At 71.1% G+C, this 13,870-nt stretch carries 13 protein-coding genes; 8 read left to right on the forward strand and 5 right to left on the reverse strand.

Annotated features, from left to right (window positions below; translation table 11 throughout):
• The first annotated feature begins 112 nt into the window (after nucleotides 1-112).
• Nucleotides 113-1,522, forward strand: coding sequence for an amino acid permease (locus tag ACZ7L4_RS27490; RefSeq protein WP_472106621.1), 1,410 nt, complete (start codon nucleotides 113-115; stop codon nucleotides 1,520-1,522).
• A gap of 4 nt (nucleotides 1,523-1,526) precedes the next feature.
• On the opposite strand, the gene ACZ7L4_RS27495 is transcribed toward ACZ7L4_RS27490, so the two are convergent.
• On the reverse strand, nucleotides 1,527-2,525 hold the full coding sequence (locus ACZ7L4_RS27495; RefSeq protein WP_472106622.1) for a LacI family DNA-binding transcriptional regulator: 999 nt from the start codon (nucleotides 2,523-2,525) through the stop codon (nucleotides 1,527-1,529).
• A 234-nt stretch (nucleotides 2,526-2,759) separates the two neighbouring features.
• Here ACZ7L4_RS27495 and ACZ7L4_RS27500 point away from each other — a divergent pair, with 234 nt between their 5' ends.
• From ACZ7L4_RS27500 to ACZ7L4_RS27530, 7 genes are all read left to right on the forward strand, one after another.
• Nucleotides 2,760-3,899: a cupin domain-containing protein gene (locus ACZ7L4_RS27500; RefSeq protein ID WP_472106624.1), complete on the forward strand. Its 1,140-nt coding sequence runs from the start codon at nucleotides 2,760-2,762 to the stop codon at nucleotides 3,897-3,899.
• A 5-nt stretch (nucleotides 3,900-3,904) separates the two neighbouring features.
• Nucleotides 3,905-4,600 carry an alpha/beta fold hydrolase gene (locus ACZ7L4_RS27505; RefSeq protein ID WP_472106625.1) on the forward strand — a complete coding sequence of 232 codons (696 nt, stop codon included), beginning with the start codon at nucleotides 3,905-3,907 and terminating at the stop codon, nucleotides 4,598-4,600.
• Between the two features lie 51 nt (nucleotides 4,601-4,651).
• A complete protein-coding gene (gene hisD / locus ACZ7L4_RS27510) occupies nucleotides 4,652-5,962 on the forward strand; it encodes a histidinol dehydrogenase (RefSeq protein ID WP_472106627.1) in 1,311 nt (436 codons plus the stop codon).
• On the forward strand, nucleotides 5,959-6,738 hold the full coding sequence (locus ACZ7L4_RS27515) for an SDR family NAD(P)-dependent oxidoreductase (protein WP_472106629.1): 780 nt from the start codon (nucleotides 5,959-5,961) through the stop codon (nucleotides 6,736-6,738). The genes hisD and ACZ7L4_RS27515 overlap by 4 nt, the downstream gene beginning before the upstream one ends.
• Nucleotides 6,735-7,499 carry an HpcH/HpaI aldolase family protein gene (locus ACZ7L4_RS27520; RefSeq protein ID WP_472106630.1) on the forward strand — a complete coding sequence of 255 codons (765 nt, stop codon included), beginning with the start codon at nucleotides 6,735-6,737 and terminating at the stop codon, nucleotides 7,497-7,499. The genes ACZ7L4_RS27515 and ACZ7L4_RS27520 overlap by 4 nt, the downstream gene beginning before the upstream one ends.
• 121 nt (nucleotides 7,500-7,620) lie before the next feature.
• Nucleotides 7,621-8,988 (forward strand): MFS transporter, encoded by a 1,368-nt coding sequence (locus tag ACZ7L4_RS27525; protein WP_472106632.1) that lies wholly within the window; start codon nucleotides 7,621-7,623, stop codon nucleotides 8,986-8,988.
• A gap of 88 nt (nucleotides 8,989-9,076) precedes the next feature.
• Nucleotides 9,077-10,075: a nuclear transport factor 2 family protein gene (locus tag ACZ7L4_RS27530; protein ID WP_472106634.1), complete on the forward strand. Its 999-nt coding sequence runs from the start codon at nucleotides 9,077-9,079 to the stop codon at nucleotides 10,073-10,075.
• 81 nt (nucleotides 10,076-10,156) lie between these two features.
• Here ACZ7L4_RS27530 and ACZ7L4_RS27535 read toward each other — a convergent pair whose 3' ends face one another.
• The 4 genes from ACZ7L4_RS27535 to ACZ7L4_RS27550 all read right to left on the reverse strand — a co-directional run bounded on the left by ACZ7L4_RS27535 (nucleotide 10,157) and on the right by ACZ7L4_RS27550 (nucleotide 13,762).
• Complete coding sequence (locus ACZ7L4_RS27535; protein ID WP_472106636.1) at nucleotides 10,157-10,594, reverse strand: pyridoxamine 5'-phosphate oxidase family protein; 438 nt, start codon at nucleotides 10,592-10,594, stop codon at nucleotides 10,157-10,159.
• A gap of 90 nt (nucleotides 10,595-10,684) precedes the next feature.
• A complete protein-coding gene (locus ACZ7L4_RS27540; protein ID WP_472106638.1) occupies nucleotides 10,685-11,398 on the reverse strand; it encodes an SDR family NAD(P)-dependent oxidoreductase in 714 nt (237 codons plus the stop codon).
• Nucleotides 11,399-11,441: 43 nt separating this feature from the next.
• Nucleotides 11,442-12,464 carry a zinc-dependent alcohol dehydrogenase family protein gene (locus ACZ7L4_RS27545; RefSeq protein WP_472106640.1) on the reverse strand — a complete coding sequence of 341 codons (1,023 nt, stop codon included), beginning with the start codon at nucleotides 12,462-12,464 and terminating at the stop codon, nucleotides 11,442-11,444.
• Between the two features lie 53 nt (nucleotides 12,465-12,517).
• Entirely contained in the window at nucleotides 12,518-13,762 is a 1,245-nt protein-coding gene (locus ACZ7L4_RS27550; RefSeq protein ID WP_472106642.1) for an MFS transporter, read from the reverse strand.
• Nucleotides 13,763-13,870 lie beyond the last annotated feature (108 nt).

Here is a 13,870-nt window from a genome sequence, read left to right on the forward strand (position 1 = left end):
GGGGACGATGCCGTCATCGGCGTCCGTCCCCGGCCCACCCTTCATCCGGGACCCTGCGTGCCGTTCAGGCGCGGCGTGGCTCCCACCTCGTCCGCGAGCCAAGGATCCTCATATGCAACACCCACCTCCTGAGCCGTCCCCCGCCGCGGGCGCGGCGCTCACCCAGGGCCTGAAGGGCCGCCAGATCACGATGATCTCCATCGGCGGGGTGATCGGCGCCGGTCTCTTCGTCGGCTCGTCGGCCGCCGTGGCCACCGCGGGTCCGGCCGTGATCGTGTCGTTCCTGCTGGCGGCCGCCCTGGTGGTGCTCGTCATGCAGATGCTCGGCGAGATGGCCGTCGCCAACCCCGACACGGGCTCCTTCTCCACGTACGCGGACCGGGCGCTGGGCCGCTGGGCCGGGTTTTCGATCGGCTACCTGTATTGGTGGTTCTACATCCTGGTCATCCCCATCGAGGCCATCGCCGCCGGGGAGGTGATCGCGGGGCTCACCTCGATCCCGAGCTGGATACCGGCCCTCGCGGTGATCCTCGTGCTGACCGGCAGCAATCTGCTGGCGGTGCGCAACTACGGCGAGTTCGAGTACTGGTTCTCGCTGATCAAGGTCGTCGCGATCGTGGCGTTCCTGGTCCTCGGGGCACTCGCGATCCTCGGTGTGCTGCCCGGCTCCGACACCCATGGTGTCTCGAACCTGTGGAGCCACGGCGGCTTCGCCCCGCAAGGTGTCACGGCGATCCTGGCCGGGCTGCTCACCGCGATGTTCAGCTTCCAGGGCAGCGAGATCGTCACCATCGCGGCCGCCGAGTCCGAGGAGCCGCGCAAGAACATCAAGAAGGCGATCCGCGCGGTGGTGTGGCGCCTGGGCCTCTTCTACCTCGGCTCGATCCTCGTCGTGGTCTGTCTCGTCCCGTGGAACGCCGACGATCTGGGGGCCGGTTCCTATCAGGCGGTCCTGGACCGGATGAACATCCCGGGCGCCGCCCGGATCATGGACGTGGTCCTTGTGGTCGCCGTGTGCAGCTGCCTCAACTCCGCGGTCTACACGGCCTCACGGATGCTGTTCTCGCTGGCGGGGCGCGGTGACGCCCCGGCCGCCTTCGCCCGTACGTCGCCGCAGGGTGTGCCCCGCAACGCAGTCCTCGCCTCCACGGTCGTCGGCATCGCCGCGGTCGTCGCCAACTATCTGCTGCCGGACGTGTTCTCGTACCTCATCGCCTCCAGCGGGGCGATCGCGCTGATGATGTACCTGGTCATCGCGCTGACGCAGTACGCAGTGCGCCGCAAGGGCGAGCGGCCGACCGATGTACGCATGTGGGGCTTCCCGTATCTGACGCTGGCCACCATCGCGTTTATCGCCGGGGTACTGGTCCTGATGGCCGTACTGCCGGGCCACCGGCTCGAGTTGTGGCTCTCGCTCGGGCTCGCCGCGGTGCTCGCCACCGTGGGTGTGGTGCGGCAGCGACGCCTTGGGGCGGCTCGGGCGGACACCGCCGAACCCGTCCGCGTGGCCTCCGGGTCGTAAGGGTTCAGCGGGCCCTGGCGTGGGTGGCTCTGGGGACGAACTGGGTCGGCAGGACGAGGCGTTCGCCGTCGGCGTCGACCTCCCCGGCGATCCGCCGGGCCAGCAACCGGGCCGCCTGGAAGGCGAGTTCGCTCAGGTCGTGGCGGACGGTGGTCAGCCGGAACACCTCCCAGGCCGCCATGGGCAGGTCGTCGAAGCCGATGACGGTGAGGTCGTCGGGCACCTTGACGCCCGCCGCGATCGCGGCGTTGAGCACACCGATGGCGACCACGTCGTTGCCGCAGAAGACCGCGGTGGGCGGCTCGGCCGCGTCGAGGAGGGAGGGCAGCGCGGCGTACCCGGTCTCGTACTCGAACGCGCCGCGCACCACGCGGTCGTCCGGCAGCCCGATGCCGGCGTCGGCCAGGGCCAGCCGGAAGCCCAGCTCGCGGTCGCGGCCGGTCGTGGTGTTGGCCGCGCCGAAGATGCCCGCGATGCGGCGATGGCCGAGCCCGACCAGTTCCTGCGCGACGAGGCGTCCGCCGCCCTCGTTGTCGACGACGGAGGCGAAGTCGCCGGGCCGGCCGGTGTCCCGGTTGAGGAACACATAGGGCATGCCGCGCCGCTCCAGCAGGGCGGGCAGCCGCGAATCGGTCGTGGCGGTCGCGAGGACGACGCCGTCGAGCGACTGGTCAAGGAGCTTCTCCTCGGCGACCGCCTCGTCGGAGCGCTCGGTGAGCAGCATCATCCGGTAGCCGAGCCGCTCCAGTTCGTCGTGGAGCGGCGCGACGACGTGCGGATAGAACGGGTTGGTCATGTCGGTCACGATGACGCCGACCCGGTGGGTGGACCGGGTGGACAGCGTGCGGCCCGCTTCGCTGGGTACGTAGTTGAGCGCCTGCGCGGCCCGTTTGATCTTCTCGCGGGTGGCCAGGGAGACACGGGGGTCGTCACGCAGGGCGCGGGACACCGTGGGCTGCGAGACACCCGCGAGTTTCGCCACGTCGTGACTCGTGATCGCCATGACTCTCTCTCCTCTTCGACACCTCGTACCACCCGGAGCCCGAACCGGAACCCGCGGCCCGGACAGTATACGTACGCGAGGTCGTATACGTATGTCTTCTCCGGATTCCTTGATCGCACCGCACCCGTTGAGTGTGTGGAAATTCGTTTCGAACCCCTTGACAGGTCACGCCTCCGGAGCCTGTCATGGGAATGCATACGTATTCCATTCATGCTTGTCCACCAGGGAGCCCCCATGCCCGATGTCGTCGTGTCCACACCCGAACTCGAGCGCCGCACGGTGCGCCGCAGCGACTTCGTCTCCTGCAACCAGGCCTTCATCGACTGCCGCACACCCGGCTCGGACCGGAAGGAGAACTACGCCATGATCGGGCCGGGCGTCTCGCAGTCCTCCGGCCAGCACGTCAACCTGCGGCTGCCGCACGGCTACAACATCGGCGCCGCCGCCATGCCGCACGGCATCACCAACAACCTGCACCTGCACTACACCGCCGAGGTGTTCATCTGCACCGCGGGCGAGTACCTGCTGCGCTGGGGCGCCGACGGCACGGAGGGCGAGCTTCCGCTGAGGGCCGGCGACATCGTGTCCGTGCCCACCTGGATCTTCCGCGGCTTCACCAACACGGGCCCCGACGACGGCTGGCTGTTCACCGTGCTCGGCATGGACCGCACCGGCGGCATCATCTGGGGACCCTCGGTCCTGCGCGAGGCGGCCGAGCACGGCCTGTACCTCAGCGCCGACAACCAGCTCGTCGACACCGTCACGGGGGACGAGCTCCCGCCGGAGTCCGAGCGCGTCACGCCGATGGCGCAGGAGCACATCGACCGGCTGCGCCACTACAGCGCCGAGGAGATGAAGCGCCGGGTGGCCGCCGCCGACGAACTCGTATGGTCCGAGCACCCCTTCATCGACAGCGGCCTGCCGGGCGGCGGCGCGCGCCTGAGCTGCGTGATCGGCTACGGCATGACCGAGGACCCGCACCAGGAGCCGCGCGTGTTCAACCCGCACGGCCACAACCTCGCCTGGCTGCGCGCCGAGCCCGGCCAGGGTGTCTCGCAGCACCGCCAGCAGGAGACCCAGACACTGATCGTCAAGAACGGCGAGTGGGAGGTCACCCTCAACCGCACCGACCCGGTCGCGGTGCGCCTGGGCCCGCGCGACATGCTGTCGGTGCCGCAGAACGCCTGGCGCACGCTGCGCAACGTCGGCGACGAGGAGGGCGACCTCCTGGTGGTCAACTCCGGGGACGGCCGGGTCCGCCTGGAGTGGGACGAGGAGGTCCTCAAGGCCGCCGCCGACGCAGGCCTCGGCCTGGACCACAACGGGTACGTGGCCCCGTACGCGCTGCTCCCCCGCTCCGCGCGGCGCTGGTGACCGGCGTGCCGCTGCCCCTGGTCGTGGTCCCCGGCATGCTCTGCGACGCGAGCCTGTGGTCGGACGTCGCCTTCCCCGAGGGCCACGCCGTCCACCATGTCGCGCTGCGACGGCCGGACGTGGGCGCGCTCGCGGACGATGTGCTGTCCGCGGCGGACGGGCCGTTCGTGCTCGTCGGGCTCAGCCTGGGCGCCATCGTCGGGTTCGAGGCGCTGCGGCGGGCCCCCGGGCGGGTGGCCGGACTGTGTGTGATGGCGACGAACGCCGCCGCCCCTCGCCCCGAACAGCACGCCGCCTGGCGGGAGTTGGACGCGCTCGTCGCCGACGGACGGTTCGCGGAGGTCGTCGAGCGCACGCTGCCCGACATGTTCCCCGACCGCCGCTGGTCGCCGGCGGACGCCGAGCGCTACCGCCGCATGGCGCGGGCCGTGGGCCCTTCGGACGCTCGTGACCAGTTGGCCGCACAGCACACCCGCGCCGACGCGTTCGCGGCGCTGCGCTCGGCGCACTGCCCCTCCGTCGTCCTCTCCGGCGGCCGGGACACCCTCTGCCCGCCCGCCTTCCACCACGCCATCGCCGAGGCCCTTCCGCACTGCGACCTGCGCGAACTGCCCGACGCCGGACACCTCGTGCCGTGGCAGCGGCCCGACGCCGTGACCGCGGCACTGCGGGACCTGGTCGCCGCGGTCCCCGCCATCTGACACCCCGTCCCCGTATCCCGTATCCAACGAAGCGAGTCGAAGAGAGCCGTCATGCCCCGACACCTCAAGTCCCCCGTCCCCGCCGCCCAGGTGACCGCCGCCCGCGCGGACGTCGCCGACCGGGTGCGCGCCATCCTCGACGACATCCGCGATCGCGGCGACGAGGCGGTGCGCCAGTACTCCGAGAAGTTCGACAACTGGGGCCCGGAGTCGTTCCGGCTGTCCTCCGAGGAGATCGAGCGCATCGTCGCCGGTGTCCCGGAGCAGGTCCTGGACGACATCCGGTTCGTGCAGGAGCAGGTGCGTACCTTCGCCCAGGCCCAGCGGGACTCGATGCTCGACGTCGAGATCGAGACGCTGCCCGGCGTCCGGCTCGGCCACCGGCACGTCCCCGTCTCCGCCGCCGGCGCGTACGTTCCCGGCGGCCGCTACCCGCTGACCGCCTCGGCCCACATGACGATCGTGACCGCCAAGGTCGCGGGCGTGCCCCGGGTCGTCGCCTGCACCCCGCCCATCCGGGGCGAGATCCCGGCCGCGACGGTCGCCGCGATGCACCTGGCTGGCGCCGACGAGATCTACCTGCTGGGCGGCGTCCAGGCCGTCGCGGCGATGGCCGTGGGGACCGAGACGATCGGCGGCGTGCCGATGCTGGCGGGCCCCGGCAACGCGTATGTCGCCGAGGCGAAGCGCCAGCTGTTCGGCGAGGTGGGCATCGACCTGTTCGCCGGGCCCACGGAGATCCTGGTGATCGCGGACGAGCACGCGGACCCCTTCGTGGTCGCCGTCGACCTGCTGTCCCAGGCCGAGCACGGGCCCGACTCCCCCGCCGTCCTCGTCACCACGTCCGAGGAGCTGGGGCGCGAGGTCGAGCGGCACATCGAGCGGCTGCTGCCCGGCATGCCGACGAAGGACTTCGCCGAGCCGGCCTGGCGCGACCACGGCGAGATCGTCGTGGCCGACACCCTCGACAAGGCCTTCGAGATCGCCGACTCGTACGCCAGCGAGCACGTCGAGGTGCTGACCGAGAACCCGCGGCAGGCACTGGACAAGATGCGCGACTACGGCGCACTCTTCCTCGGCGAGGGCACATGTGTCAGTTACGGCGACAAGGTCATCGGCACCAACCACGTCCTGCCCACCCGCGGCGCGGCCCGCTACACGGGCGGTCTGTGGGTCGGCAAGTACCTCAAGACGGTCACCCACCAGGAAGTCACCGACACCGCTTCGTCGGCGCTGCTCGGTGAGGTGTGCGGGCGCGCCGCCCGCGTCGAGCTCTTCGAGGGGCACGCGCGCTCCGGTGACGTCCGCGCCGCGAAGTACGGCGCCAAGACGCTGGAGTGGAACGAGGAGGCCGGCGCATGACGACCGACCGCACCAGTACGCCCCTCGCCGGACGGACTGCGCTCGTGACCGGGGGCGGCAGCGGCCTGGGCCGTGCCATCACCCGCTCGCTGCTGGCCGACGGCGCCCGTGTGGTGATCACGGGCCGCGACGGGGACACACTGAAGCGCACCGCCGACGAGCTCGGGCCGGGGGTCGAGCCCCAGGTCTGCGACGTGTCGCGGGCCGCGGACGTCGAGGCGCTGGCCTCGGCCCTCGCGGACGAGGAGATATCCGTCCTGGTCAACAACGCGGGCATCGCAGGCCCTGTGGCGCCGCTGACGGAGATCGCGCCCGACGACTGGGACGAGGTCTTCGACATCAATGTGCGTGGTGTGTTCCTGATGTGCCGGGCGTTCCTTCCCGCGATGACGCGGCGTGGCTCCGGTGATGTCATCAACCTCGCCTCGGTGTCGGGCAAGCGGCCGCTGCTGCGGCGCACCCCGTACTGCGCGTCGAAGATGGCGGTCATCGGCCTGACGACCACGCTGGCGGGCGAGGTGGGGCCGCAGGGTGTCACGGTCAACTCCCTGTCCCCGGGGCCGGTGTCGGGGCCGCGCATGGAGCGCAACTTCCGCCTGGAGGCGGAGCGCACGGGCAGCAGTTACGCCGAGGCCGAGGAGGCCTTCGTGTCGCGTGCCGCGCTCGGGCGGATGGTGACCGAGGAGGAGGTCGGCGAGGCGGTGAGCGCGATGCTGCGGATGCGTGGCATGTGCGGCGCCGATGTCGACCTGTCGGCGGGGATGGTGGCCCGATGACCGTTGCACGCGCACCGCGCCGCAGCCTCAAACAGCGTCTGGCGGACGGCGTTCCGCTGCGCGGCGCGCTGCTGCGGCTGCCCTCGGAGACGCTGGTGGAGATGGCGGGCGTCGCCGGTCTGGACTATGTGCTCATCGACTGCGAGCACGGGCCGGCGGACACGGCGCTGCTTCAGCAGCACATCATGGCGGCCGAGGCCCATGGCATCGACGTGCTGGTACGGGTGGGCTCCGCCGAGCCTGCACTGGCGCTGCGCTGCCTGGACCTGGGCGCGGCAGGGCTCGTCCATCCGCACGTGGACGGCGCCGAGGACGCCAGGCGGGCCGTCGCCGTGAGCCACTATCCGCCGTGGGGCGAGCGGGGCTTCGCCACGTACAGCAGGTCGGGGCGGTTCGGCACGGTCGGCGCGGCCGAGCATGTGGCCGCGTCCCGCGAGACGCTGGTCGTCCCGATGATCGAGACACGGCGTGCCTGCGCCTCGGCCGGCGAGATCGCCGCCACCGAAGGTGTGGACGCGGTCCTGGTGGGCCCCGCCGATCTGGCGGCGGACTGCGGCTTCCCCGCACAGGATGTCGTCGACGACCTGGTCCGGCAGGCACACCGGGCCACTGCCGAGCACGGCCGCACCGTGATGACGATCGTCCCCCACCTCGCGGCGGCACGGGCCGCCGAGGAGTCCGGGGCCCGCCTGATCCTCTTCAACATGGCGCAGGTGCTGATGGACACCATGAGCTCCCTCGCCCGGCCCACGGGGCCGTAACACACCTCCAACGCCCGTGCCGCAGCCCTTGACGCACCACCCCCGGAACCTTAGCGTTCAGCCTTGGTTCATACGTATGCATACTCCTCATCCCCTCATTCGCCGCGCGATCGGAGCAGCCATGTCCTCTGCAGCGCCACCCCGCACAACCCCCGCGTCCGCCCCCGAAGCGGCGGAGAAGCGGAGCGCGATTCGCCGAGCCATCGGCGCGGGCAGCATCGGTAACTTCGTCGAGCAGTTCGACTACGGCCTGTACGGCTACATGGCCCCGATCATGGCCCCGGCGTTCTTCCCCGAGAGCGACAAGACCGTCGCCGTGCTGGGCACATACGCGATCATCGCGATCGCCTGCCTGGTCCGGCCGCTCGGCGGAACCCTGCTGGGCCGCTGGGGCGACCGGGTGGGCCGCAGGAAGACGCTGCTGTGGACCCTCGTGGCGATGGGCGCCGCCACCGCCCTCGTCGCCGTCCTCCCCACGTACCACCAGGTCGGCATCCTGGCGCCGATCCTGCTGCTGATGCTGCGCGTGGTGCAGGGCGTGGTCTCCGGCGGCGAGTACGTCGGAGCGGTCGCCTTCATCGTCGAGTGGGCCGAGCCCAACCGGCGCGCGTACTACACCTCGTACGCCTCCAACAGCTGCTTCGTCGGCACGCTCGCCGGCGCCGGTGTCGCCGCGCTGACCAGCTGGGTCTTCGAGGGGCCCGCGCTGGACTCGTGGGGCTGGCGGATGCCGTTCCTGCTGGCGGTCCCGCTCAGCCTGGTCGGCCTGTGGATGCGCAGCCGCATCTCGGAGAGCCCGGAGTTCGTGCGGGCCACCGAGGACGGCACCGATGTCGTCAAGTCGCCGGTGCGCGAGGCGCTCCGCTCGCAGTGGCGGCCCATCCTCGTCTACTGCGGCATCTCCATCATGTGCGCGATCCTGTCCTACACCTGGGTCACGTTCTATCCGCAGTACCTGACGGACACCCTCGGCCTGCCCCGCTGGATGGGCCTGGCGTCCAACGCCATCTCGATCGCGGTGCTCATCCCGCTCCTGCCGCTGGCCGGCAAGCTCTCGGACCGGATCGGGCGCAAGCCGATGCTCATCTCGGGCGCCATCGCCTGCATCGTCCTGGTCCCGCTCGCGTTCTGGGTGGGTGACCGGGGCACCTTCGGGGCCGCGATCGTCAGCCAACTCATCTACCTGGTACCGGAGTTCTTCCTCACCGTGATCGTCACGGTCTGCGCGGCCGAGCTCTTCTCCACGCGCACCCGGTTCAGCGCCAGCGCCATCGCGTACAACAGCTCGTTCTCCATCTTCATGGGGATCACCCCGTTCGTCGCGACGCTGCTGGTCAGCACCTTCGACACGATCTACGCCGTGTGGGCCTACCTGGCCGCCGGCGCCGTACTGGCCCTCGTCGTCGTCAGCAGCTTCATGACGGAGACGTACCGGAGCGAGCTGGGCGCGGACAAGTTCGCCCGCCAGGACACCCCGCAGCCGGCCTGATCCCGTGGTCCGGCACCCCTTGCCTGACACCCCGCACATCAGTCACGCTACATACGCATTCACACCGCACTGGAACGGAAGAAGCACCATGGCCCTTGACCCCGTCGCGTACGAGCCCTACAACGACCCGGACGAGTTCATCCGCGAGGTGACCGACCGCATCTGGGTCCAGCGCGACATCGCCCACATCGTCGACAACTACGAGCCCGACTCGATCGTCCACGCCAGTCTCGGTACGGTCGTGGGCCGTGACGGCGTGATCGAGGGCAGCACGATGCGGATGGCCTCCGTGCCGGGCCACATCGGTCAGGCCGAGGACGTGGTGTGGGAGGCCCGCGGGGACGACGCGTTCCTCAGCTCGCACCTCGTCTTCTCCGCCGACGAGCACCTCGTGGACGGCCGCAACGTCCGCGTCCGCAAGCGCACGGTCGCCAACTGCCTCTACCGGCGCGGCCGCATGGTCGAGGAGTGGGTGGTGCGCGACGACCTCGCGGACTGCCTGCAGCTCGGCATCGACCCGGACGAGGCCGCGCGCGAGCTCCAGTTCCAGGGGTACACCGGGTCGATGACCGAGGACCCGCCGAAGGACGTCCTGGCAGAGGGTGTCAGCGGCCCGCGCCCCGACGACTTCCGGCCCGAGTGCGAGATGGTCCTCGACTTCATCGAGCAGGTCTGGTCGCAGCGCCAGCTCAACAAGGTCAACGACTACATGGCTCGCGACCTCTTCCTGCACACCATCGGCGACCGCACCGTCATCCGCCCGGAGCGGTACCAGGCCGACCTGCTGGAGATGGTCGGCCCGTTCCCCGACGCCCGCTTCGCCGTCCTGGACGTCCAGACGCACCACGCCGAGCGGTACGCGGGTCTGCGCGTGGCCGTGACCTGGACGATGCACGGCACGTACCGCGGCATCCCGGCCTTCGGCCCGCTGACCGGCAAGCCGGTCACGATGCTCGGTGTCTCGCAGTTCACGATCCAGGACGGCCGCATCGTGAAGGAGGTCCGCGTCTACGACGAGATCGCGCTGCGCGCGCAGATCAACGCGGGCCGGGAGGACGGCGCGGACGTGGCGGCGAACATCTACTGATCCGCCACCTGTTCCACCGGCCCTGGACCGCAGCCCCCGGTCCAGGGCCGGCCGTATGTCGCAGACGCCGCGGGTCCGAGGTCAGGACGCGGCGGCGTCATAGCTGAGGTCCTTGGCTGTGAGTGACTCGGGGCTCAACCTCAGCCACACCGTGCCGCGTTCGCCCGGCTCGTCGTACAGGTAGCCCAGGAATCGCTCGTCCCACCGCGACTCGTCCGCTCCGAGGTAGCGGGCGAGCTTGCGGCGGCCTCGCGGCACGTCGAACGGTACGAGTTCGGCCCGCCCGCGGGCTATCACCTGTTGGACCCGGCCCGTCGCTACATCGCATTCGTCGACGACGAGCGCGACCCGAGGGTCGTCCTTCACCCGGTCGAACAACCGGGCCCACGGCCCCATCAGAACCCAGAACGCCCCGTCCTCCCACAGGAACCAGACGGGGCGGACGGTGGGGCCGCTGGTGGCGAGGCGTGCGGTGAGGGGCTGCCGCAGGAACGTGTCCACATCGAAGTCACGAGACATCACATCGCCCACCCTGTGGTGTCATGCCACTCCTGTCGACCGACCTCCGACCTGCGACTTCCGAACTAGGACGGGCTAGCCGGGCCGCACTCAGCCCAGCTCGACCCCCGTCAGATCCCGCAGCGCCCCCAGCAGCCGCTCCTGGAAGCGCGGGTCCCGCGCCGCCGGGTGCGGGTCCTGGGTGTGCTGGTGGTACCAGTAGCCGCCGGTGGGCGGGGTGACGGTGGCGTGCGTGGCCAGCCATGTCTGGGTGCGGTGACCGGCCGTCAGGTCGTCCGTGGCCGACCGGCCGCCCATCCGGGTGGGGACCCAGCCCGGGTCGACGGCGTGCGCGCTCGTGCCCTGCCAGCGGGACGCGAGGGCCAGGGTCAGTGCGGTCACCCACAGCTTGGTGTCGCTGTACGTGGCCGTGCCGTCGGTCAGCCGCGTGAGGTCGGTGGAACCGTCCCGGTGCATGGAGCTGCTCAGGTAGACGAGCGTGGACGGCTTGTCCATCAGGGCCGTCAGGACGTACGGCGCGACCGTGTTGACCGTGGCCGCCTCCGGGGTGTGCATGGTTCCCGCGTTGTGGACGACCGCGTCGAAGCGGCCGAACTCGGCGGCCTGCCGGGCGACTTCGGGGACCGCCTCGGCTTCGGACAGGTCCCCGGTGATCGCACCCGCCCACCGACCCGCCCCGGACGGCGCGGCGACGCGGTCCGGGGTGCGGGCGTGGACGACCACGTCGTGTCCGGCTCCGGCCAGCGCGTTCGCCGTCGCGTGGCCGAGGCCCGTGGAGGCTCCCGTCACCAGGATCAGGGACATGGGCATGTGCTCCGTCCGTCGATGGTCGCGGCGTTCCTGTCGCTCACAGTGTGAGCAGGACCTTCGTGGCCCGGCGCTCGTCCATCGCCTTGTAGCCCTCGGGCGCCTGCTCCAGCGGCAGCGTGAGGTCGAAGACCTTACCGGGGTCGATCTCGCGGTCCCAGATCAGCTGGATCAGCTCGGGGAGGAAACGGCGTACGGGCGCGGGCCCGCCGAGGGTGTGGATGCCGGCGAAGAAGAGCTGGATGCCGGGGATCTGCACGTCGTGGTTGACGCCGACGTAGCCCAGGTGGCCGCCGCCGCGGGTGGCGCCCACGGCCTGCATGAAGGACTCCTGCGTGCCGACCGCCTCGACGACGGAGTGGGCGCCGAGGCCGCCGGTGAGTTCCTTGATCTTCGCCACGCCCTCGTCGCCGCGCTCCTCCACGATGTCGGTCGCCCCGTAGTATCGGGCCAGCTTCTGCCGCTCCGGGTGGCGGGACATCGCGATGATCCGCTCGGCGCCCAGCTGCTTGGCGGCGAGGACGGCCATCAGCCCGACCGCGCCGTCACCGACGACCGCCACCGTCCTGCCGGGACCCGCCTCCGCGGCGACGGCGGCGAACCACCCGGTGCCCAGCACGTCGGAGGCGGCCAGCAGGGCCGGGACCAGCTCCGGGTCGGGCTGCCCGGGCGTGGCCACGAGCGTGCCGTCGGCCAGCGGGATGCGGGCCTTCTCGGCCTGCGTACCGATCCCGCCGTGCACGAATTCGGCGTGCACGCACTTGGACTGGAACCCGGCCTCGCAGATCTCGCAGGTGTTGTCCGAGATGACGAACGAGCCGACGACGAAGTCCCCGGGCTTCACGGTCTCGACCGCGTCACCGACCTCCTCGACCACGCCCACGTACTCGTGTCCCATGAGCGTGTGGTCGACGGGCTCGATCCCGCGGTACGGCCACAGGTCCGAGCCGCAGATGCAGCTCGCGGTCAGCTTCACGATCGCGTCGGTGGGCTCGAGGATCTTCGGGTCCTCGCGGTCCTCCACTCGGACGTCGCCGGCGTTGTGCATGACTACTCCACGCATGGTGGATCTCCTTGTTCGGATTCGGTGTGTGTGAGGGGGGCGGCGGCAGGCCGCTAGGCCCGTGCCGCCTGGCCGCGGGGCCTCGTGAGACCCATGATGATCGCGGGGATCAGAGTCAGCGCGGCGACGACCGTGCCGACCACCGCGGGTCCCGTCGTGCCGAGCGGACCGTCGAGCGAGAGCCCGGCCGCCCAGGATCCGACGGCCGTGCCGAGGTTGAACGCCGCGACGGTGAGGCCGGAGGCGAGGGCCGGGGCCCGGCCGGCGCAGCGGACCGCGAGGGCGATCAGGACCGGGTTGGCGCCGAGGCCGAAGAAGCCGAGCAGGGCGACCAGCACGACCGTCGCCGGGGCCGAGTCCGCCAGCAGGCAGATCGCGAGCAGCAGCAGTGTCGCCCCGGCCGGGGCGACGACGCTCACCGCGTGCGGTCGGCGGTCGCCAAGCCGGCCGCCGACCAGCGAGCCCGCGAGGGCGCCGAGGCCGAAGCCGACCAGGACCAGCGGTACGTACCCGGCGGCGAGCCCCGACCGGCCGGTCAGCAGCGGTGCGATGTACGAATACGCGGCCAGGACCCCGCCGGTGGTGGTGGCACAGGCAGCGAGCACCAGCCATAGGCGGCCGGAGCGCAGCGCCGACAGCTCGGAGCGGATCGATCCGGCGTGCTGGTCCGGTCCGTCCTGCGGGACGGTGCGGGCGATCAGGAGGACGGCCGCCGCGGCGAGCACCGCGAGGGCCCAGAACGGTCCGCGCCAGCCCATGAGCTGTCCCGCAAATGCGCCCAGCGGTACGCCGACGACATTGGCCAGCATGGCTCCGGCCCCGACGAGGCCCAGGGCGCGGGCGCTCGCGGCCGGTCCCGCGGCATGCGCGGCGGCCACATTGGCCACGGCCCAGAACGCGCCGGTGGCCAGCGCGGTCAGGAACCGGGCCGCAAGCAGCAGCGGAAAGCTGGAGCCCAGGGCGACGACGACGTGACCGACGGCGAAGACGCCCAGGGCCAGCATCAGGGTGAGCCGCTTGGGCAGCCGCAGCGTGAGCATCGCCATCAGCGGCGCGCCCACGATCATCCCGACGGCGAAGACGGTGATCAGGAGCCCCGTCCGCGCCACGCCGACCTGCAGGTCTCCGGCGATCTCGGGCAGCAGTCCGGCGACCACGAACTCGGTGGTGCCCATCAGGAACGTGCCCATCGCCAGCACGTACACGACGAGCGGGAGCCGGGCGGGCGGCGCGGGCCGCTCGAAGCGGTCGGGGCGCCCGTCGGCGGGGGCGTGGAGGGTTCCTCCTCGCGTACTCATGCATCAACTCCGTGGGGTGTCACAGTGCGGTCTCGCGGTGTTGCCGTGTTGCCGTGTGTTGACTCCACGAAATCGATGTTTGCGCAGGTGGGGAAGGTCGCGTTTATA

The sequence above is a fragment of the Streptomyces sp. NPDC107575 genome (genome assembly GCF_055657265.1).

Coding starts and splice junctions, on each gene's coding strand:
- ACZ7L4_RS27490 (WP_472106621.1), top strand. CDS start 113: ATGCAACACCCACCTCCTGAGCCGTCCCCCGCCGCGGGCGCGGCGCTC.
- ACZ7L4_RS27495 (WP_472106622.1), bottom strand. CDS start 2,525: ATGGCGATCACGAGTCACGACGTGGCGAAACTCGCGGGTGTCTCGCAG.
- ACZ7L4_RS27500 (WP_472106624.1), top strand. CDS start 2,760: ATGCCCGATGTCGTCGTGTCCACACCCGAACTCGAGCGCCGCACGGTG.
- hisD (WP_472106627.1), top strand. CDS start 4,652: ATGCCCCGACACCTCAAGTCCCCCGTCCCCGCCGCCCAGGTGACCGCC.
- ACZ7L4_RS27515 (WP_472106629.1), top strand. CDS start 5,959: ATGACGACCGACCGCACCAGTACGCCCCTCGCCGGACGGACTGCGCTC.
- ACZ7L4_RS27520 (WP_472106630.1), top strand. CDS start 6,735: ATGACCGTTGCACGCGCACCGCGCCGCAGCCTCAAACAGCGTCTGGCG.
- ACZ7L4_RS27525 (WP_472106632.1), top strand. CDS start 7,621: ATGTCCTCTGCAGCGCCACCCCGCACAACCCCCGCGTCCGCCCCCGAA.
- ACZ7L4_RS27530 (WP_472106634.1), top strand. CDS start 9,077: ATGGCCCTTGACCCCGTCGCGTACGAGCCCTACAACGACCCGGACGAG.
- ACZ7L4_RS27535 (WP_472106636.1), bottom strand. CDS start 10,594: ATGTCTCGTGACTTCGATGTGGACACGTTCCTGCGGCAGCCCCTCACC.
- ACZ7L4_RS27540 (WP_472106638.1), bottom strand. CDS start 11,398: ATGTCCCTGATCCTGGTGACGGGAGCCTCCACGGGCCTCGGCCACGCG.
- ACZ7L4_RS27545 (WP_472106640.1), bottom strand. CDS start 12,464: ATGCGTGGAGTAGTCATGCACAACGCCGGCGACGTCCGAGTGGAGGAC.
- ACZ7L4_RS27550 (WP_472106642.1), bottom strand. CDS start 13,762: ATGAGTACGCGAGGAGGAACCCTCCACGCCCCCGCCGACGGGCGCCCC.